Consider the following 19591-nt stretch of genomic DNA (forward strand, 5'->3'; position numbering starts at 1 on the left):
GGTGCGGAGTTGGCGATCCTCGCGTGCGCTGCCTTGCGCCTGTCCCCGAACCGACGCCCCTGTCGCAGCCCAATACGTCCCTGCCGGCGATGGGGGATGTTGTCGCGCGGCCCGGCAACCCGCCAGCGGCCGGGCGGGGCGGCCTACGCGACCCGCGGTATCCCAGGCCCCCGGTCATTTCCGCAACTCGTTGCCCGGCCTCGAATGAAGGCCGCCGGCGCGCTACCGGCAGGACACCAGTTCCTGCGTATATCGTTCACCTGTAGACTTCCGGTAGCCTGCCCGCAGGAGCCGCCATGACCCCACAGGAACGCATCCGCCTTGCCCGCCGCCATGCCGGCCTGTCGCAGGCCGCGCTCGGCGCCGCCGTGGGCGTGCAGCGCAGCGCGGTGGGCCATTGGGAATCCCAGCGCGGCAAGTTTCCGAGCGTGGCGCACCTGCGCGGGATCGCCCTGGCCACCGGCGTGCAGTTCGAATGGCTGGCCACCGGCCGCGGTCGCATGACCCTGTCGCCCGACACCGAGCTGGACTCGGTCGCCGCCGCCGACGCGCTGCTGGTCGAGGACCCGCTCGAGCGGCGCCTGCTGGCGGCGTTCCGCGAGGCGCCGGCGCGGGCCAAGGCGCCGATCGTCGAGGTGGTCGAGCAATTGGCCGAGTTGCGCACCGGCCGGCCGCGCGGCAAGCCGCCGGCCGCGCGCTGAGCGCGCCATCGTGGCGGAGGGCGCGACTCCCGCCGCGCGCCGCGCCTGCGTCCGCTTGCGTTCCGGGATCGCCGTCCGCGCTCAGCCGCCGCGCGGACGCGGCAGCGCCGAGCAGTCCTCGCCCGGAACGAACGGCGCGCCCACCGGACGGCCCTCGAAGTACAGCTGCAGCCGGTCCGGCGCGTCCGCCGCGGGCAGGCTCGCGCGCCACAGCGCGCGGATGGTCCCGCGCATCGGCGGCTCGTCGAGCGGCCGGCCGGTCTCGTCGACGAACACCGGATCGCTCACCGGCCACTCGCCGGCGCCGTCGGCCGCGCGCAGGCTCAGTCCGTCCGGGCCGATCGGGCAGTCCACCGCGCTGCCGCAGCTGAGCTCGCCGACGATCTTCCGGGCCGCGCCGTCATCCTGCCGGCAGGCCCGCACCTCCACGCCGGCCAGCGCCGGCGCGGCGGCAAGCCAGGCCGGCAACAGCAGACCAACAGATAGAACTCGGCACCGCATCGGGTCTCCTGGTGCGGGGCGGCGCGCCCCGGTGGGCGCCAGACTACGCGATCGGTCGGCGGCGGTCGCGGTCGCCGCGCCCGGGGCGGGCGGGTACACTGCCGGCCCTTATGCCGGACTCCCCCGCCCCACCCGTACGGCTGCTGCTCAGCACCTGCCCGGACCCGGCCAGCGCCGACGCGCTGGCGGGCGCCCTGGTCGAGGAGCGCCTGGCCGCCTGCGTCAGCGTGCTGCCGGGGCTGCGCTCCACCTACCGCTGGCAAGGCGCGGTGGAACGCGCCGACGAGGTCCTGCTGCTGATCAAGACCACCGCCGAACGCGAGGACGCGCTGGTCGCGCGCCTGCGCGAGCTGCATCCCTACGAACTGCCCGAAGCGATCGCGGTCGAAGCCGCCGGCGGCCTGGCCGCCTACCTGCAGTGGGTGGCCGCACAGACCCGGACCGATGACTGAGCCGAATCCCGCCTGCCCCCGCGCCGCGACGGCGCGGCGCCTGTTCGCCCTGCTCGCCGCCGCCCTGGCGGGGCTGGCCGCCGGGCCCGCGCCCGCGCTCGACCCCGACGAACTGCCGCCGGTGGACCAGGTCTTCGCCCTCAGCGCCGAGGCGACCGCGCCGGACCGGGTCGAGATCCGCTGGCAGATCGCCGACGGCTACTACCTGTACCGCCACCGCACCGCGGTGCAGGCCGACGCCGGCTTCGACGCGCAACCGCTGCAGCTGCCGGCCGGCAAGGCCTACCGCGACGAGTTCTTCGGCGACGTGGAGACCTACCGCGGCGAGCTGGTCGCGGTGCTGCCCGGCCAGGCGCGCGCCGCCCGCACCACGCTCAAGATCCGGTACCAGGGTTGCGCCGACGCCGGCGTCTGCTATCCGCCGCAGACCCGCACCGTCGCGGTGAGCCTGCCGCAGGCCGCGGCCGCCGCGGCGCCGGTGCCGTTCGGTGCGGGCCGCGGTGCAGGCCTTGGCGGCGGGCTGCTCGGCGCCGGCGGCGGCGCGGAGGCCTTGCCGTTGCCACCGGAGCAGGCGTTCGGCTTCGAGGCCATCGCCCGCGACGGCGACACCCTGCTGCTGCGCTTCACCCCGGCGCGCGGCTACTACCTGTACCGCGACCGCACCTCGCTGCGCCTGGACGGCGCGGCCGGGATCGCGCCGGGCGCGCCGCAATGGCCGCCGGGCCGCGCGTACCGCGACGAGCATTTCGGCGACGTGGTGGTGTACTTCGACGAGGTCGAGGTGCCGGTGCCGCTGCGGCGCAGCCGCGCCGACGCCGCGACGCTGCAGCTGCGCGCGACCTTCCAGGGCTGCCAGACCGACGGCGTGTGCTACCCGCCGATGACGCGGACGGTGGCGGTCGAGGTGCCCGCAGGCACCGTGGCCCCGGCCGCGGCGGCCGCCGGCCCCGGCCGTGCTGCCGATGCGGCCCCTCCCCCCGGCCCCTCGCCGGACGCGGGCGCGGCGTCCCCCGCCGCAGCCGGTGGCATCGAGGCCGTGCCGCCCGCCTCGGCGGACCGCGACTCCGCGGCGAGTGCGCCCGCCGCGGCCGCCCGCGCCGAGACGCCCCCCGCTGCGCGCGGCGCGGCCTTGGGCCTGCCCTCCGCCCTGCTGCTGGCGCTGCTCGGCGGCCTGATCCTCAACCTGATGCCCTGCGTGCTGCCGGTGCTGTCGCTGAAGGCGCTGTCGCTGGCCGGCAACGGCCAGGACCCGGCGCGCGCGCGGCGGCAGGCGCTCTGGTACACCGCGGGCGTGCTGCTGAGCTTCGCCGCGCTGGGGGCGACCGCGCTGGCGCTGCGCCAGGCCGGGCTGGCGCTGGGCTGGGGCTTCCAGCTGCAGCAGCCGCTGGTGGTGGCGGTGCTGGCGCTGGTGATGTTCGGCCTGGGCCTGAGCCTGTCGGGGCTGTGGCACGTCGGCGGCCGCTGGACCGGCATCGGCCATGGCCTGGCCACCCGCGCCGGGCCGGCCGGCGATTTCTTCACCGGGGTGCTGGCGGTGGTGGTGGCCACGCCCTGTACCGCGCCGTTCATGGGCGCGGCGCTGGCCTGGGCGTTCGCCGCGCCGGCGCCGACCGCGCTGGCGGTGTTCCTGGCGCTCGGCCTGGGACTGGCGCTGCCGTTCCTGCTGATCGGCTTCGTCCCGGCGCTGGCGCACCGGCTGCCCCGGCCCGGGGCGTGGATGGAGACGCTCAAGCAGCTGCTCGCGTTCCCGCTCTACCTCACCGCGGCCTGGCTGGCCTGGGTGCTGGCGCGGCAGCGCGGCGCCGACGCGATCGGCCTGTGGCTGCTCGCGGCGGTGCTGCTGGCGTTCGCCGCATGGGCCTGGGCCCGCTTCCGCGGCGGCCGGCGCTGGGCCGGCGCGGCCGCGGCGCTGGCCTTGCTCGGCCTGCTCTGGCCGCTGCAGGCGATCCAGCGCCTGCCGCGCGGCGCGGCACCGGCGCTGGCCGAGGCGGCGCAGGCGCTGCCGGTGGTGCCGTACTCCGAGCAGCGCCTGGCCGACCTGCGCGCCGCCGGCCGCGTGGTGTTCGTCAACGTCACCGCCGACTGGTGCGTGACCTGCAAAGCCAACGAAAAGGCGGTGTTCGCCCGCGACGGCTTCCGCGAAGCGCTGGAGGCGGCGAATGCGGTGTACATGGTCGGCGACTGGACCGACGTCGACCCGACCCTGACCGCGTTCCTGCAGCGCTACAAGGCGGTCGGCGTGCCGCTGTACGTGGTGTTCCCGCGCGGTGGCGGCGAAGGCCGGGTGCTGCCGCTGGTGCTGACCCTGGACACCGCGCGCCAGGCGTTGGCGGAAGCGGCGCAATGACGGTGCCGGGAGGCGCGCGATGAGGATGGCGCGATGACGCCCGGCCCCGGCCGGATCGTGCTCGCGGCGCTGGCCGCCGCGGTGCTCGGCGTCGCCGCCGGGCTGTGGTTCGACGGCGGCGGGCTGTGGCGCAGCGAGCCCGGCCAGCAGGCGCTGCAACGCGCACTGGAGGCGCAGGCGCCGCCGGCGCCGGCGGACCTGCCGATCGCCCGTCCCGGCGAACCGCTGCCGGCCCTGCGCCTGTCCGCGCTCGACGGCGGCGGCGCCACGATTCCGGGCGACTACGCCGGCCGGCCGCTGCTGATCAACTTCTGGGCCAGCTGGTGCGCGCCCTGCGTCGAAGAGATGCCGGAACTGGACCGCTACGCCGCCGCGCAGGGCGCCAACGGCACGCAAGTGGTCGGCATCGCCCTGGACGACGCGGACGCGGTGCGGGCCTTCCTCGCGCGCGTGCCGGTGCGCTACCCGGTCCTGCTCGACGCCGCCGGCCCGCGCGACAGCAGCGTGCGCCTGGGCAACCGCGGCGGCGTGCTGCCCTACACGGTGCTGGTGTCCGCGGACGGTCGCCTGCAAAAGCGCCGGATCGGCCCGTTCCGCCACGGCGAGATCGAGGCCTGGGTCCGCGAAGATTAGAGCGGACACTCAAACGCCTGATTAAAACGCGCCAATTTCGGCGATATGGCGGCGAACTTCTGGACAGCCGCCCGGCCATCGCGCACACTGCCGGCCTTCGAATCCGTCCCGCGCGAGCGTATGGCGCAGCTGCTGGCCCTGCATGGCCCCAACCTCAATCTGCTCGGCACCCGCGAGCCGGAGGTCTACGGCCGCACCACCCTGGCCGAGATCGACGCCGACCTGCGCGCCCGCACCGAGGCCGCCGGCCACGCCTACGCCAGCCTGCAGAGCAACGCCGAGCACGTGCTGGTCGAGCGCATCCAGGCCGCGCGCGGGGACGGCACCGGCTTCATCCTGATCAACCCGGCCGCGTTCACCCACACCAGCGTGGCGATCCGCGACGCACTCGCCGCGGTGGCGATCCCGTTCATCGAGGTGCACCTGTCCAACCCGCACCGCCGCGAGCCCTTCCGCCACACCAGCTACTTCAGCGACCTGGCGACCGGGGTGGTCTGCGGCTTCGGTGCCGACAGCTACCGCTACGCCCTCGACGCCGCGCTGCGGCGCCTGGCGCCCCCTTCCTGATCCGCCGCCGCGGCGGATCCGCTGCGCCGGCCTGGGCCGGCCGCGGGCGCCGCGCCGACGGCCGCTTTTTCCCTTCATCCGCAAGAGGCCCGCTCATGGACCTGCGCAAAATCAAGAAACTGATCGACCTGCTCGAGGAATCCAATCTCGCCGAAATCGAGATCAAGGAGGGCGAGGAGTCGGTCCGCCTGGCCCGCACGCCGCGCGGCGTGGTGGTGGCCGGCGCGCCGGCCGCGCCCGTCGCCGCGGCGCCCGCCGCGGCCGCGCCGATGCCGATGCAGGGCCCGACCGAGGCCGCGACGGGCGGCCCGGCCAAGCCCGCCGCCGAGGCCGGGCTGCCCGAGGGCCACATCGTCCGCGCGCCGATGGTCGGCACCTTCTACGCCAGCCCGGCGCCGGACAAGCCGCCGTACGTCGCCGCCGGCCAGGCGGTGAAGGCCGGCGACACGCTGGGCATCATCGAGGCGATGAAGATGTTCAACCCGATCGAGGCCGACGTCTCCGGCACCGTGCTCAAGGTGCTGGTGGAAAACGGCCAGCCGGTCGAATTCGACCAGCCGCTGTTCGTGATCGGCTGAGGCGCCGCGCATGCTGGACAAGGTCGTAATCGCCAACCGGGGCGAAATCGCGCTGCGCATCCTGCGCGCGTGCCACGCCCTCGGCATCCGCACGGTCGCGGTGCACTCCACCGTCGACCGCAACCTCAAGCACGTCGCCATGGCCGACGAGTCGGTCTGCATCGGCCCGGCGCCGTCGAGCGAGAGCTACCTCAACATGGCCTCGATCATCGCCGCGGCGGAAGTCACCGACGCGCAGGCCATCCATCCCGGCTACGGCTTCCTGTCCGAGAACGCCGACTTCGCCGAGCGCGTGGAGCAGTCCGGCTTCGTCTTCATCGGCCCGCGGCCGGACACGATCCGCCTGATGGGCGACAAGGTCGAGGCGATCCGGGCGATGAAGGCCGCGGGCGTGCCCTGCGTGCCCGGCAGCGGCGGCCCGCTCGGCGAGGACGCGGCGACCAACATCAAGCTGGCGCGCGAGATCGGCTACCCGGTGATCATCAAGGCCGCCGGCGGCGGCGGCGGCCGCGGCATGCGCGTGGTCCACACCGAGGCCCACCTCAACGCCGCGATCCAGACCACCCGGTCCGAGGCCAAGGCCGCGTTCGGCAACGACATGGTGTACATGGAGAAGTTCCTCGAGAACCCGCGCCACGTCGAGATCCAGGTGCTGGCCGACGGCCAGGGCAACGCCATCCACCTGGGCGAGCGCGATTGCTCGATGCAGCGCCGCCACCAGAAGGTGGTCGAGGAAGCGCCCGCCCCGGGCCTCACCCCGGAGCAGCGCGCGGAGATCGGCCGCGTCTGCGTCGAGGCCTGCATCCGCATCGGCTACCGCGGCGCCGGCACGTTCGAGTTCCTGTACGAGAACGGCCGCTTCTACTTCATCGAGATGAACACCCGCATCCAGGTCGAGCACCCGGTGACCGAGATGATCACCGGCATCGACCTGGTCACCGAGCAGCTGCGCATCGCCGCCGGCGAGAAGCTGCGCCTCCGCCAGGAGGACGTCGTCCTCAACGGCCACGCGATCGAGTGCCGCATCAACGCCGAGGACCCGGACACGTTCATGCCCTGTCCCGGCCTGATCCAGCACTTCCACGCGCCGGGCGGCCCGGGCGTGCGCGTCGACAGCCACATCTACGAGGGCTACCGCGTGCCGCCGAACTACGACTCGATGATCGGCAAGCTGATCGTGCACGGCCCCACCCGCGAGATCGCGGTCGCGCGGATGCGCGTGGCCTTGTCGGAGATGGTCGTCGACGGGATCAAGACCAACATCCCGCTGCAGCAGCGGATCATGTCCGACGCCGGCTTCCAGCAGGGCGGGATGAACATCCACTACCTCGAGAAGCGGCTGAAGGAACAGAAGGAAAAGGCGCTGTCGATCGTCTGATCGGTACGCGCCTGGCCTGGGAACGCGACGGCCCGGGTTCGCCGAACCCGGGCCGTTTTTCGTGGAACGGCCGGGGCCGCCGTATCGCCCGCCTCCGCGGCGGCCCGAGGCGCCGCCGCGGCATGCGTCCGTTCCTTTCCCGCCTCGCGCGGCGGGTTCAGCGCTGCGCCGAGAGGGCCGCTTCGGCCGCCTTCGCCGCCGCCTCGGCGCGGTTCTGCTCGGCGGTGCGCTGGCTGCCGGGGATCGGCTCGACGCCGTCGCTCGCGGCCGGGTTGACCACGGTGACGTATTCGCTGGAGCCGTCCGGCCACACCACCTTGAACGTGCTGCCCGGCGGCAGGGTCGAGAACGGCGCGCCGCTCTGCGCGCGGAACACCGCGGCGATCTGCGCCGCGCTGCTCATGCGCACCTCGGGCGAGGACTCGACCGTGGTCACCGCCACCTGCGACAGATGCGCGTAATCGCCGTTCTCCAGCACGTCGATCATCACCCCGGCCGCGGCGACCGAGTAGCAGGCGAACAGCAGCGCCCAGAAGTAGAACTTGACCTTGTGCAAGAAGCGCGATTCTTTCATGTCGGCACCTTCTACTCGCTCACCAGCGAGTCGACCATCTCGTTGACCACTTCCGCCCCCTGTCGCGGAATCGCAGCGTCGTAGACGAAGCTCGGGAAATCCTGTTGCGGGTCCTGCGAGCAGATCCCGCCGTTGGCGCAGTAGTTGGTCATCAGCGCGCCGTCCGGCCCGCAGTCCAGCCCCAGCCTGCACGCCGCCAGCTGCCAGGCGAGCTCGGCGAACTGGGTGCCGGCGACCTTGTCGGCCAGCATCGGCTCGCCCGCGGCGGCGACCCCCATCGCCGGCGACAGCGCCGCGTACGCCTCCGCGTCCTGCGAGCGCCGGACCCGATCCACCAGGTCCGCGCGGTACTCCGGCCCCTGCGCCAACGGCCGGTCCGCCGCCAGCAGCGCCGCCTCCGCGGCCAGGCTGCCCGCTTCGGCCGCCTTCTCCCGCACCACCCAGATCGCCTGCGGCGACAGGTCGTCCTCGGGGAGGAAACGCGCACAGCGGCGGCTCACCCTGTCCCGGGCGGCGACCATCGATTCCGAGCCGCGCAGCTTCATCTCGCCGATCAGGCGGGTGTCGCGGGCGTAGGCGGTCGGCGCCAGCGCGTACGGCGAGCAGTAGTCGTACACCCGGCTGATCAGCCACAGCGCTTCCGGGTCGCCGTTGCGCGCGGCCGGCTGCAGGCGCTGCGCGTAGGCGTACAGGTCCGGCGTGTCCTCGAACTCGCGGCGCAGGTCGGACTGCGCGCGCGGCGCCGTGGAGGGCGCCGCCGGCGTGCGTGCCGCCGCGGCGGCGGACGGGGTCGGAGCGATGGCGCCGCTGGCCGGCGCGTCCGCGCTGTCCGCCGGCGCTTCCGCGGCGAACACGACCGGCAACTCGCGCATCCGCTGCGTCGCCCACGGCGCCGCCAGCAGGGCCAGCCCCGCCACGGCGGCGACGGCGAGAAGCGGTTTGCCGGAGATACGCGCGCGCATGTGGGATGACGAGGCCGCCGCTGCGGAGGAAGGACCGGCGCCGGGCGCCGAGCGGCCTATGCTAATGCAAGCGCCGCCCGGGTGCCGCGGCCGGCTTTACCCGGCGCCGCCGCCCGGTCACCCTACGCGCTCCCCGCCGTCCACCCCGCCGATGCCCTTTCTCGAACTCACCCTGCCCTGCAGCGAAGCCCAGCAGCCGCGTTACGAGCGCGCGCTGGAGGACGTCGGCGCGCTCGCCGTGACCCTGGCCGACGCCCATGCCGACGCGCCCGACGAGCAGGCGATCTTCGAGCCCGGGGTCGGCGAGACCCCGCTGTGGCGCGAGCTGCGCCTGACCGCGTTGTTCCCCGCCGGGACCCCGCCCACGCTGCTGCTGCACGCGCTCGGCGCGGCCGATGCGGGCCTGGACTGGTCGCAGGCCGAGTTCCGCGAGGTCGCCGACCAGGACTGGGAACGCGCCTGGATGGACCAGTACGAACCGCTGCGCTTCGGCGCGCGCACCTGGATCGTGCCGTGGAACCGCGACCTGCCTGCGGAGGCCGAAGCGGCCGACGCGGCGGTGGTGCGGCTCGACCCCGGCCTCGCATTCGGCTCCGGCACCCATCCGACCACCGCGCTGTGCCTGCAGTGGCTGGACCGGCTCGCCGGCGAAGGCACGCTGCAGGGCGCGCGCGTGCTCGACTTCGGCTGCGGCTCGGGCATCCTCGCGCTGGCCGCGCTCAAGCTCGGCGCCGCGCATGCGGTCGGCGTCGACAACGATCCGCAGGCGCTGCTCGCCACCCGCGACAACGCCGGGCGCAACGGCCTGGGCGAACGGCTCGACGCCTACCTGCCGCAGGACGAACCGGCGGCGACCTATCCGGTGGTGGTCGCCAACATCCTCGCCTCGGCGCTGGTGCAGCTCGCCGACGTGCTGGGCGCACGGGTCGCGCCGGGCGGGCGGCTGGCGATGTCGGGCATCCTCGCCGGCCAGGAGGACGAAGTGATCGGACGCTACGCCGCCGCGTTCGACGAACTGCGCAGCGAGCGCCATGAGGACTGGATGCTCGTCACCGGCGTGCGCCGGCGCTGAACCGGGGCGCGGCCGGCATGCTTGAATAAGCCCATGTCCGCCACCTGCCCGCACTGCGGCCACGCGCCCGCCTCCGACCCCGCGCACGATGCGGCCGGCGCGGATTGCCCGCGCTGCGGCGCGCCGGCGATGTCGGCGGCGACGGAGACGGCGGCACCCACGGCCGCGCGCGACGGCGCCGGTCCGCCCGCCGCGCTCGCGCCCTCCGTCCCGCGGCCGAATCGTCCCGCGCCGCGCCCGACGCCGAGCTTCGTGCGCATTCCCGCAGCGACCGCCGCGAACGCACGCATGTCGTGGCGCTGGCATCTGGCGGTCGCGCTGCTGCTCGTCGCGCTGGTGCTGCAGGCGCTGCTCGCGCAACGCCACGAGCTCGCCGCCGACGCGCGCTGGCGGCCGGCGCTGGGCGCGCTGTGCACGCTGCTGCGCTGCAGCCTGCCGCCGTGGCGGGAACCCGATGCGTTCGCGATGCTCGAGCGCAGCGTGCAGCCGCGCGCCGACCGCCCCGGCGCGCTCGCCGTGCGCGCCAGCTTCCGCAACGACGCGCGCTGGCCGCAGCCCTGGCCGACGCTGGTGCTGAGCCTGTCCGACGTCGACGGCCGCCTGGTCGGCATGCGCGCGTTCGCCCCGCACGAGTACCGCCGCGGCCATCGCCCGGGCGACCTGCTCGCGCCGGGGCAGAGCGCGGCGGTCGCGTTCGACGTCGCCGAGCCTGCGCCGCGGATCGTCGCGTTCACCTTCGACTTCCGCTGAACGGTGCGCCATCGCGTTGTCCTCCGCGACGGACGCGCGCTAGACTCGCCCTCCCGTCGGCCCGCCGTCGCCGCCGACGGCGCACTCGCCCGGGAACCGACTTGAACGCCGCCGCCTCCGACCGCAACGATCCTCGTGCCGCGCCTCGCGTCCCGCTGCGCGAACACGTCGCGGCCTCGATCCGGCGCTACCTCGGCGACCTCAACGGCTGCGACGCCGAAAACCTCTACGAGGTCGCGCTGCGCGAGCTGGAAATCCCGCTCTTCGTCGAAGTGCTGCAGCACTGCGACGGCAACCAGAGCCGCGCCGCGGCGATGCTCGGCATCCACCGCGCGACGCTGCGCAAGAAACTGCGCGAGTACGGCCTGGGCTGAACGTGCGGCCCGGCCCGCGCAGCCCGGCGGCTATAATCCGCGCCTCTCCCGCCCGCCCTCTCCGCGCATGCCGTCCAATCCGTTCTCCGGCGCCCCGGTGCCGATCCGCCGCGCCCTGCTCTCCGTTTCCGACAAGACCGGCCTGGTCGAACTGGCGCGCGCGCTGGCTGCGCACGGCGTCGAGCTGGTCTCCACCGGCGGCACCGCCAAGGCGCTGCGCGACGCCGGCCTGGCGGTGAAGGACGTGAGCGAACTCACCGGCTTTCCCGAGATGATGGACGGCCGGGTCAAGACCCTGCATCCGCTCGTGCACGGCGGGCTGCTCGGCCGCGCCGGCGTCGACGACGCGGTGATGGCGCAGCACGGCATCGCGCCGATCGACCTGCTGGTGCTGAACCTGTATCCGTTCGAGCAGGTCTCGGCGGACCCGGACAGCACGCTGGAGGACATCGTCGAGAACATCGACATCGGCGGCCCGGCGATGCTGCGCAGCGCGGCCAAGAACTTCGCCCGCGTCGCGGTGGCCACCGATCCGGCGCAGTACGCCGGCCTCGTCGAGGAATTGCGGGCGAACGGCGGCGCGCTCTCCGCGAAGACGCGCTTCGCCCTGTCGGTGGCGGCGTTCAACCGCGTCGCCCAGTACGACGCCAGCATCAGCAACTACCTGTCGTCGCTGCAGGACGACGGCACGCGCGCGCCGTTCTCCGCGCAGGCCAACGGCAGCTTCGTCAAGGTCATGGACCTGCGCTACGGCGAGAACCCGCACCAGCAGGCCGCGTTCTACCGCGACCTGCATCCCGCGCCCGGCTCGCTGGCCACGTTCGCGCAGCTGCAGGGCAAGGAGCTGAGCTACAACAACATCGCCGACAGCGACGCGGCCTGGGAATGCGTGCGCCAGTTCGACCGGCCGGCCTGCGTGATCGTCAAGCACGCCAATCCCTGCGGCGTCGCCATCGGCGCCGCCTGCGGCGATGCGTACGAACTGGCCTACGCCACCGACCCGACCTCGGCCTTCGGCGGCATCATCGCCTTCAACACCCGGCTCGACGCCGCCACCGCCAAGGCCATCCTCGAGCGCCAGTTCGTCGAGGTGCTGATCGCGCCGGACTACGACGAGGGCGCGCTCGAAGCCGCCCGCAAGAAGGCCAACGTGCGCGTGCTGCGCATTCCGCTGGCGCCGCCGTCGAAAGGCTTCATCGACACCAAGCGCGTCGGCTCCGGCCTGCTGATGCAGACCGCCGACGACCGCGTGGTCACGCGCGACGAGCTGAAGGTGGTGACCAGGCTCGCCCCCACCGACGCCCAGCTCGACGACCTGCTGTTCGCCTGGCGCGTGGCCAAGTTCGTCAAGTCCAACGCCATCGTCTACGCCAGGGACGGGCGCACCATCGGCGTCGGCGCCGGGCAGATGAGCCGCGTGGTGTCGGCGAAGATCGCCGCGCTGAAGGCCGAGGAAGCGGGTCTCGCGGTGCCCGGCTCGGTGATGGCGAGCGATGCCTTCTTCCCGTTCCGCGACGGCATCGACGCCGCCGCGCAGGCCGGCATCAAGGCGGTGATCCAGCCCGGCGGCTCGATGCGCGACGCCGAGGTGATCGCCGCCGCGGACGAGCACGGCATCGCGATGGTGTTCACCGGCGTGCGCCACTTCCGCCATTGACCGGCGGCGCGCAGCGCCGATCCTGCGGGATCGCGACACCCTCGTCGTCGCTGCGCGTCCGCAGGAACGCGGGCCGGGCGCATGGCGCCGGCGGGCTACCCACTGACCGCGCCACGACCGCCGCCGGCGCAGACTGCCGGCACGAGGAAGAGCGCAAGGAGTCGACGATGTGGATCCGCACCGAAACCGAAGCCGACCATGCCGCGATCGACGCGGTCCTCGCCGCCGCGTTCGCCGGCGCGCCCGGCCACGGCGAGGTGGAGCGCCGCATCGTCCGTGCGCTGCGCGCGGCGGGCGCGCTGACGCTGTCGCTGGTGGCGGACATCGACGGGCGCGTCGCCGGCCACGTGGCGTTCTCGCCGGTCGCGATCGGCGACGCCGCCGGCTGGTACGGCCTCGGCCCGCTGGCGGTGGCGCCGGCGGACCAGGGCCACGGCGTCGGCGGCGCGCTGGTGCGCGCCGGCCTGGTCGAACTGGAGCGGCTGCGCGCGGCCGGCTGCGTGGTGCTCGGCGATCCCGGCTACTACGGCCGCTTCGGCTTCGCCGTGCGCCCGGGCCTGCGCTACCCGGGCGTGCCGAGCGAGTACTTCATGGCCCTGCCGCTGGACGAGCACGCGATGCTGCCGCAGGGCGAGGCGCGCTACCACGCGGCGTTCGCGGCGGCGGGCTGAACCCTGCTTCGCGGGGACACCGCCGCGCCCGCAACCGCGGCGCGGCAGCGCCGCCAACGCGCTCAACGCGCGACTAGCGGCTTGGCTCGCGCCAGATCTCCCGGTCCACGCCCTCGCCCAGTTCCGGGTAGTCCGCGATGTGGAAGGCCGGCGCCTTGCCCTGGTCGAGCTGGCGGTCGTAGTCGCGGGTCAGCTTCACCACCACGCCCGACAGCATCACCAGCGCGACCAGGTTGATCGAGGCCATCAGCGCCATCGCCGCGTCGGCCGCGTCCCACACCAGCTGCACCTTCGAGTACACGCCCCAGACGATCACCGCCAGCGCGGCCACGCGCAGCAGCAGCAGCGACTTCGCGCCGCCGCCCAGGTACAGCAGGTTGCTCTCGGCGTAGGAGTAGTTGCCGATGATGGTGGTGAAGGCGAAGAAGAACAGCGCGATCGCGACGAAGTAGGTGCCGGCGCCGCCGAAGAACGCCGCCATCGCGTTCTGGGTGATCTGCACGCCGTCGCCGCCCTGGCCGAGCGCGCCGGACAGCAGGATCACGAAGCCGGTGGCGCTGCAGATCAGCAGCGTGTCGATGAACACGCCCAACGACTGCACCAGGCCCTGGCTCGAGGGATGGTGCGGCACCGGCGTCGCCGCCGCGGCCACGTTCGGCGCGCTGCCCATGCCGGCCTCGTTCGAATACAGCCCGCGCTTCACGCCCTGCAGCATCGCCACCGCGAGCGCGCCGAGCAGCCCGCCCGCCGCCGCATCCAGGCCGAACGCGCCGCGCAGCACCAGCGCCAGCACCTCGGGCACCTCCGGCAGGTGCGTCAGCACCACCCACGCGGCCAGGCCGAGGTAACCCAGCGACATGAACGGCACCACCCATTCGGCGAAACGCGCCACCGCGCGCAGGCCGCCGAAGATGATCGCCGCGGTCAGCAGCACCAGGCCGGCCGCGATCTGCGCCTGGCTGAAGCCGAACGCGCCGCGTAGCGACTGCGCCATCGCGTTCGCGTGCACGCTGCTGAACACCAAGCCGTAGGTGAGCAGCAGGCACCAGGCGAAGGCGGCGCCCATCCACGGCCGCTTCAGCCCGCGGCTCATGTAGTACGACGGCCCGCCGCGGTACTGGCCGCGGTCGTCGCGCACCTTGTACAGCTGCGCCAGCGCGCTCTCCGCGTACGCGGTGGCCATGCCGAGCACCGCCGTGCACCACATCCAGAACAGCGCGCCCGGCCCGCCCACGCTCAGCGCGATCGCCACGCCGGCGAGGTTGCCGGTGCCCACGCGCGAGGCCAGCGAGGTGCACAGCGCCTGGAACGGCGAGATGCCGGCGCTGTCGCCGCCGGTGCCGCGGCCGACCACGTGCAGCATGTGCGGGAAGCGGCGCAGCTGCAGGAAGCGCAGGCGCACGGTGAAGTACAGCCCCACCGCGAGCAGGCCGTACACCAGCACGTAGTCCCACAGCGCGCGGTTGATCAGGCCGATCACCGGCGCGACCAGGGCTTCGATCCACTGCAGCAGGACTTCCATCGACGTGCGTTGCTCTTGGCGGAGCGGGCGATGGTAGCAGCCGCGCCGCGGACTTCCGCCTGCCGCTCGCGACCGCCCCGGCGCACGCGGCGACGGCACCGCGCGCGCCACACCGGCGTTCCGCGCTTCGCCGTCGTTCCCGTGCGCGCCACCGCCATTGCCGCGAACGCGGGAATCCAGCCTTTGCCTCGCCGCGCCCGTGCCATCCCCGCCGACGAAAGCGAAAGCCGCCGGATTCGCGCCTTCGCGGGCCATGGTGGGGCGGCGCCCCGGCCCATGACGCCGCGCCGGGCGCGCGCGAGCGGACGGTCCGCGCCCCGGCACGCCAGCTTTCCCGCCCTCCCGTAAAATCCCCGCTCCCACGTCGTCAGGCAGGAGCAGGCATGAAGGTCCTCGTCATCGGTTCCGGCGGCCGCGAGCACGCCCTGGCCTGGAAGCTGGCGCAGTCGCCCAGGGTCGGGGAAGTGCTGGTCGCGCCCGGCAACGCCGGCACCGCCACCGAGCCCAAGTGCCGCAACGTGCCGGTCGCGGCCGGCGACATCGAGGGCCTGATCGACCTCGCCGACCGCGAAGGCGTGGCGCTGACCGTGGTCGGCCCGGAAGGGCCGCTGGTCGCCGGCGTGGTCGACCGTTTCCGCGCCCACGGCCTGCGCATCTTCGGCCCCACTTCCGGCGCCGCGCAGCTGGAAGGCAGCAAGGCCTTCGCCAAGGACTTCCTCGCCCGCCACGGCATCCCCACCGCGCACTACGCGGTGTTCACCGAAGCCGAGGCCGCGCTCGAGTACGTGCAGGCCAAAGGCGCGCCCATCGTGATCAAGGCCGACGGCCTGGCCGCGGGCAAGGGCGTGATCGTCGCCATGAGCCTGGCCGAGGCCGAGGCCGCGATCACCGACATGCTGTCCGAGTACGCCTTCGGCGCCGCCGGCGCGCGCGTGGTGATCGAGGAATTCCTCGAAGGCGAGGAGGCCAGCTTCATCTCGATGGTCGACGGCAGGACCGCGCTGCCGATGGCCACCAGCCAGGACCACAAGCGCGTCGGCGACGGCGACACCGGCCCCAACACCGGCGGCATGGGCGCGTATTCGCCCGCGCCGGTGGTCACGCCCGAAGTGCACGCGCGGATCATGCGCGAGGTGGTCGAGCCCACGGTGCGCGGCATGGCGCAGGACGGGCTGCCGTTCACCGGTTTCCTCTACGCCGGGCTGATGATCGACAGGACCGGCGCGCCGAAGGTGATCGAGTTCAACGTGCGCTTCGGCGACCCGGAGACGCAACCGGTGATGCTGCGCCTGCAGTCCGATCTGGTCGACCTGGTCGAAGCCGCGATCGACGGCCGCCTGCACGAGGCGCAGGCGCAGTGGGACCCGCGCCCGTCGCTGGGCGTGGTGATGGCCGCCGAAGGCTACCCCGGCACGCCGCGCCAGGGCGACGTGATCGGCAGCTGGGACGTGCCCGAGCCGGACGGCGTGAAGGTCTTCCACGCCGGCACCAAGCTCGAAGGCGGCCACGTGGTCACCGCCGGCGGCCGCGTGCTGTGCGTGTGCGCCCTCGGCGACACCGTCGCCGACGCCCAGCGCCGCGCCTACCAGGCCGTCGCCGGCATCTCCTGGCACGGCGAGTTCCACCGCCACGACATCGGCTGGCGGGCGGTGGAGCGGGAGAAGACCCGACCCGCGTGATCGCGGTCCGGCCGCCGCGACGGGGGCACAGCGCACCACGCCAGGCCTGCTCGTGCCCGCCTCTTCCGCGCCCATCCGCGACACGCCGATCCTGGCCCCTGGCCGCCGTCGATCGCACCGCCGGAGACACGCCATGAAGAAGCACCGCAAGTCCGACTTCCCGCTCGACGGCATCCGCCGCTATCTCGAACCCGGCCCGGTCGTGCTGGTGACCTCGTCCTGGGAGAACGAGCGCAACATCATGGTCATGGGGTGGCACATGATGCTCGACTTCGTCCCCGCCCGGCTCGCCTGCTACATCTGGAGCGGCAATCGCAGCCACTGCCTGATCCGCAACAGCCGCGAGTGCGTGATCAACCTGCCGACGGCGGACATGGTGGACACCGTGGTGGGCATCGGCAACACCAGCGCCGCCGACGGCGTGGACAAGTTCGAGCGCTTCGGCCTGACGCCGCGCAAAGCCACCCACGTCGGCGCACCGCTGATCGACGAATGCGTGGCCAGCTTCGAATGCAAGCTGGCCGACGACAGCCTGGTGGAGCGCCTGGGCTTGTTCGTCTGGGAAGTGGTCAAGGCCCACGTCGCCCCGACGCCGAAGCGGCCGAGGACCCTGCACTACCGGGGCGACGGCGAGTTCATGGTGGCCGGGCCGCACATCAGCCGAAAACGCTGGTTTCTGCAGCAGAACCTCTAGGCGTCGCGGCGCGCGATCCGGCGCGCACGCGGCGAAGCCCGGCCGATCCGGCCCGGCCGACATCGCGGCGCCGGCCCGAGGCCCCGCGGGAGGGCGCACCATCCCGGATAGCGCTTCGCCGACCCGGCCTGCTGCTCGCTGCGCCCACTCGCCACTCGCCACTCGCCACCGGCACGATCCGGCGCATGAAGGGTCGAACATCGACACGGCGAAGGCGGTATCGCCGCGGCTCGGGCTCCAGGCCATGCCCCTGGCGATCCGCCGGTTGCGCGTCATCCCAGCGCGGTGACCTTGCGCCCCGGCACGCTGGCGCCGCCGCCCGAGCGGTGCGGCCCCGGCCCGGCCCCTCCATCGCGCCTCTGCTAGTCTCGCGCCACCGAACAGGACCTCCGCGCCACGCATGGCCCACAACCAATTCCAGCTGCTGAAGCAGCGCCGCTTCCTGCCCTATTTCGTCGTCCAGCTGCTGGGGGCGTTCAACGACAACGTGTTCCGGCAGGCCATCGTCGGGCTGCTGGGGTACATGGCGATCGACGCGGCGGACAAGGCGCTGTACACGCAGCTGGCGCCGGCGGTCTTCATCCTGCCCTACTTCCTGTTCTCGGCCACGGCGGGCCAGATCGCGGAGAAGCTGGAGAAGTCGCGGCTGATCCGCATCACCACCGCGATGGAGATCGCGATCATGACGGTCGCCGCCGCGGGCTTCCTCGCCCAGAGCATGGCGATGCTGCTGGCGGCGCTGTTCCTGACCGGCGTGCAGTCCACGCTGTTCGGGCCGGTGAAGTATTCGATCCTGCCCTCGGTGCTCCGGCCCGAGGAGCTGACCGGCGGCAACGGCCTGGTCGAGATGGGCACGTCGATCGCGATCCTGGTCGGCATGATCTTCGGCGGGCTGATCTTCGCCCTGGCCGGCGCGCAGGGGCCGTGGGTGGCCGGCGCGGCGGTGATCGCGCTGGCGGTGGCCGGCAACCTGACCAGCCGGGCGATCCCGCCGGTGGCCGCGGGCGCGCCGGACCTGCGCATCCGCTGGAATCCGCTGCCGGAATCGCTGGCGGTGTGGCGGCTCACGCGCAGGCAGCTGGCGGTGCGCAACGGCGTGCTGGGCGTGTCGTGGTTCTGGTTCGTCGGCACGGTGCTGACCGGCAACCTGCCGGTGTACGCGGAGGCCTACCTGGGCGGCCACCCGACGCTGTACGTGTTCGCGCTGGCGTTGTTCTCGGTGGGCGTGGGCGTGGGCTCGCTGCTGTGCGAGAAGCTGTCGGCGCGCACGGTGGAGATCGGCCTGGTGCCGCTGGGCGCGTTCGGCATGACCGCGTTCCTGCTCGACCTGTACTTCGCCCGTCCCGAGGCCGCCGCCGCCCGCGGCCTGGACGTGGCCGGTTTCCTCGCCCAGCCGGGCGCGTGGCGCATCGTCGTGGACCTGACCGGCATCGGCCTGTTCGCCGGCTTCTTCGTCGTGCCGCTGTTCGCGCTGATCCAGAGCCGCACGCCCAAGGGCGAACTGTCGCGCGTGATCGCCGGCATGAACATCCAGAACGCGCTCTTCATCGTCCTGGCCGCGGGGCTGGGCATCGCGGTGCAGCGTTACCTGGGCTGGACGATTCCGCAGCTGTTCCTGGCGCTGGCCGTGGCCAACGCGCTGGTGGCGGTGTGGATCTTCACGATCGTGCCCGAGTTCCTGATGCGCTTCCTCAGCTGGGTGCTGGTGCGCTCGCTCTACCGGCTGCGGGTGCGGGGCGTGGAGCGCCACGTGCCGGACGAGGGCGCCGCGCTGGTCGTGTGCAACCACGTCAGCTACATGGACGCGCTGGTCCTCTCCGCCAGCATCCCGCGTCCGGTGCGCTTCGTCATGTACTACAAGATCTTCAACATCCCGGTGATGCGCTGGATCTTCCGCACCGCCAAGGCGATCCCGATCGCCGGGGCGAAGGAGGACGCGGCGCTGATGCAGCGCGCGTTCGACGAGATCGACGCGGCGCTCGCGGACGGGCAGCTGGTCGGCATCTTCCCGGAAGGGGCGCTGACCAAGGACGGGGAGATCGCGCCGTTCAAGTCCGGAGTGGAGCGCATCCTGCGCCGCGCCGCGGAGAACGGCCGGCCGGTGCCGGTGGTGCCGATGGCGCTGCGCAACATGTGGGCGAGCATGTGGAGCCGGCGCGACGGACGGCTGCGGCGGATGCGGGTGCCGCGGCGGTTCCGCGCGCACGTGGAAGTGATCGCCGCGGCGCCGGTGGACGGCAGCGCCGCGGACGCATCGTCGCTGGAAACGAAGGTGCGCGAGTTGCGCGGCGACGCGGCGTAAATTTTCCGTTCGATCCCACGCGCCCGCGTCTGCCTTCTCGCCTTCACCTGGCGGCGAAAGCCGAAGGTGTATTGATGTGCGCCGGCGCGGTCACGATGCGGCGGACGGACGCCGGACGCATCGCTGGCGACAGGCGCTGTTCCCTCTCGCCGCCGGTGAGTCCCGCCATGAACGTAC

The 19591-nt window shown here is 73.3% G+C and carries 19 protein-coding genes; 15 read left to right on the forward strand and 4 right to left on the reverse strand.

What is annotated here, in order from left to right; translation table 11 throughout:
• The first annotated feature begins 296 nt into the window (after nucleotides 1-296).
• On the forward strand, nucleotides 297-701 hold the full coding sequence (locus tag EDC50_RS13425) for a helix-turn-helix transcriptional regulator (protein WP_123771000.1): 405 nt from the start codon (nucleotides 297-299) through the stop codon (nucleotides 699-701).
• Between the two features lie 81 nt (nucleotides 702-782).
• Here the strand turns inward: EDC50_RS13425 and EDC50_RS13430 are convergent, their stop codons facing one another.
• Nucleotides 783-1202 (reverse strand): hypothetical protein, encoded by a 420-nt coding sequence (locus EDC50_RS13430; RefSeq protein WP_123771001.1) that lies wholly within the window; start codon nucleotides 1200-1202, stop codon nucleotides 783-785.
• 110 nt (nucleotides 1203-1312) lie between these two features.
• Between EDC50_RS13430 and cutA the strand changes: the two genes are divergently transcribed.
• The 6 genes from cutA (at nucleotide 1313) to accC (ending at nucleotide 7157) form a co-directional block, all read left to right on the forward strand.
• A complete protein-coding gene (gene cutA, locus EDC50_RS13435; protein ID WP_123771002.1) occupies nucleotides 1313-1654 on the forward strand; it encodes a divalent-cation tolerance protein CutA in 342 nt (113 codons plus the stop codon).
• Complete coding sequence (locus EDC50_RS13440) at nucleotides 1647-4001, forward strand: protein-disulfide reductase DsbD family protein (RefSeq protein WP_123771003.1); 2355 nt, start codon at nucleotides 1647-1649, stop codon at nucleotides 3999-4001. Before cutA ends, EDC50_RS13440 begins: the two co-directional genes overlap by 8 nt.
• A 33-nt stretch (nucleotides 4002-4034) precedes the next feature.
• Nucleotides 4035-4634 (forward strand): TlpA family protein disulfide reductase, encoded by a 600-nt coding sequence (locus EDC50_RS13445; RefSeq protein ID WP_123771004.1) that lies wholly within the window; start codon nucleotides 4035-4037, stop codon nucleotides 4632-4634.
• A gap of 120 nt (nucleotides 4635-4754) precedes the next feature.
• Complete coding sequence (gene aroQ, locus EDC50_RS13450; protein WP_123771005.1) at nucleotides 4755-5201, forward strand: type II 3-dehydroquinate dehydratase; 447 nt, start codon at nucleotides 4755-4757, stop codon at nucleotides 5199-5201.
• 95 nt (nucleotides 5202-5296) lie between these two features.
• The gene (accB, locus tag EDC50_RS13455; protein ID WP_123771006.1) at nucleotides 5297-5779 is read left to right on the forward strand and encodes an acetyl-CoA carboxylase biotin carboxyl carrier protein; all 483 of its coding nucleotides are present in this window, start codon (nucleotides 5297-5299) and stop codon (nucleotides 5777-5779) included.
• Between the two features lie 10 nt (nucleotides 5780-5789).
• Nucleotides 5790-7157 carry an acetyl-CoA carboxylase biotin carboxylase subunit gene (gene accC / locus EDC50_RS13460; RefSeq protein ID WP_123771007.1) on the forward strand — a complete coding sequence of 456 codons (1368 nt, stop codon included), beginning with the start codon at nucleotides 5790-5792 and terminating at the stop codon, nucleotides 7155-7157.
• 157 nt (nucleotides 7158-7314) lie between these two features.
• Here the strand turns inward: accC and EDC50_RS13465 are convergent, their stop codons facing one another.
• Both EDC50_RS13465 and EDC50_RS13470 read right to left on the reverse strand, forming a co-directional pair.
• A complete protein-coding gene (locus tag EDC50_RS13465; RefSeq protein ID WP_123771008.1) occupies nucleotides 7315-7731 on the reverse strand; it encodes a hypothetical protein in 417 nt (138 codons plus the stop codon).
• 11 nt (nucleotides 7732-7742) lie between these two features.
• Entirely contained in the window at nucleotides 7743-8693 is a 951-nt protein-coding gene (locus tag EDC50_RS13470) for a hypothetical protein (RefSeq protein WP_242003021.1), read from the reverse strand.
• Between the two features lie 151 nt (nucleotides 8694-8844).
• Between EDC50_RS13470 and prmA the strand changes: the two genes are divergently transcribed.
• The 5 genes from prmA to EDC50_RS13495 all read left to right on the forward strand — a co-directional run bounded on the left by prmA (nucleotide 8845) and on the right by EDC50_RS13495 (nucleotide 13217).
• Entirely contained in the window at nucleotides 8845-9765 is a 921-nt protein-coding gene (gene prmA, locus EDC50_RS13475; RefSeq protein ID WP_123771009.1) for a 50S ribosomal protein L11 methyltransferase, read from the forward strand.
• Between the two features lie 288 nt (nucleotides 9766-10053).
• On the forward strand, nucleotides 10054-10515 hold the full coding sequence (locus EDC50_RS16440; RefSeq protein WP_158635708.1) for a DUF3426 domain-containing protein: 462 nt from the start codon (nucleotides 10054-10056) through the stop codon (nucleotides 10513-10515).
• Nucleotides 10516-10616: 101 nt separating this feature from the next.
• Nucleotides 10617-10889: a DNA-binding transcriptional regulator Fis gene (fis, locus tag EDC50_RS13485; protein ID WP_123771011.1), complete on the forward strand. Its 273-nt coding sequence runs from the start codon at nucleotides 10617-10619 to the stop codon at nucleotides 10887-10889.
• Between the two features lie 67 nt (nucleotides 10890-10956).
• Complete coding sequence (purH, locus tag EDC50_RS13490) at nucleotides 10957-12546, forward strand: bifunctional phosphoribosylaminoimidazolecarboxamide formyltransferase/IMP cyclohydrolase (RefSeq protein ID WP_123771012.1); 1590 nt, start codon at nucleotides 10957-10959, stop codon at nucleotides 12544-12546.
• Between the two features lie 167 nt (nucleotides 12547-12713).
• A complete protein-coding gene (locus EDC50_RS13495; RefSeq protein WP_123771013.1) occupies nucleotides 12714-13217 on the forward strand; it encodes a GNAT family N-acetyltransferase in 504 nt (167 codons plus the stop codon).
• Nucleotides 13218-13290: 73 nt separating this feature from the next.
• Here EDC50_RS13495 and EDC50_RS13500 read toward each other — a convergent pair whose 3' ends face one another.
• Nucleotides 13291-14739 (reverse strand): alanine/glycine:cation symporter family protein, encoded by a 1449-nt coding sequence (locus EDC50_RS13500; RefSeq protein ID WP_123771014.1) that lies wholly within the window; start codon nucleotides 14737-14739, stop codon nucleotides 13291-13293.
• 383 nt (nucleotides 14740-15122) lie between these two features.
• On the opposite strand from EDC50_RS13500, the gene purD reads away from it, so the two are divergent.
• The 3 genes from purD (at nucleotide 15123) to EDC50_RS13515 (ending at nucleotide 19414) form a co-directional block, all read left to right on the forward strand.
• Nucleotides 15123-16418, forward strand: coding sequence for a phosphoribosylamine--glycine ligase (gene purD, locus EDC50_RS13505; protein WP_123771015.1), 1296 nt, complete (start codon nucleotides 15123-15125; stop codon nucleotides 16416-16418).
• 133 nt (nucleotides 16419-16551) lie between these two features.
• Nucleotides 16552-17112 carry a flavin reductase family protein gene (locus EDC50_RS13510; RefSeq protein WP_123771016.1) on the forward strand — a complete coding sequence of 187 codons (561 nt, stop codon included), beginning with the start codon at nucleotides 16552-16554 and terminating at the stop codon, nucleotides 17110-17112.
• A 400-nt stretch (nucleotides 17113-17512) separates the two neighbouring features.
• Nucleotides 17513-19414 (forward strand): MFS transporter, encoded by a 1902-nt coding sequence (locus EDC50_RS13515; protein ID WP_123771017.1) that lies wholly within the window; start codon nucleotides 17513-17515, stop codon nucleotides 19412-19414.
• The last annotated feature ends 177 nt before the right edge of the window (nucleotides 19415-19591 follow it).

The sequence above is a fragment of the Vulcaniibacterium tengchongense genome (assembly GCF_003814555.1).
Classification (GTDB): Bacteria; Pseudomonadota; Gammaproteobacteria; order Xanthomonadales; family Xanthomonadaceae; genus Vulcaniibacterium; species Vulcaniibacterium tengchongense.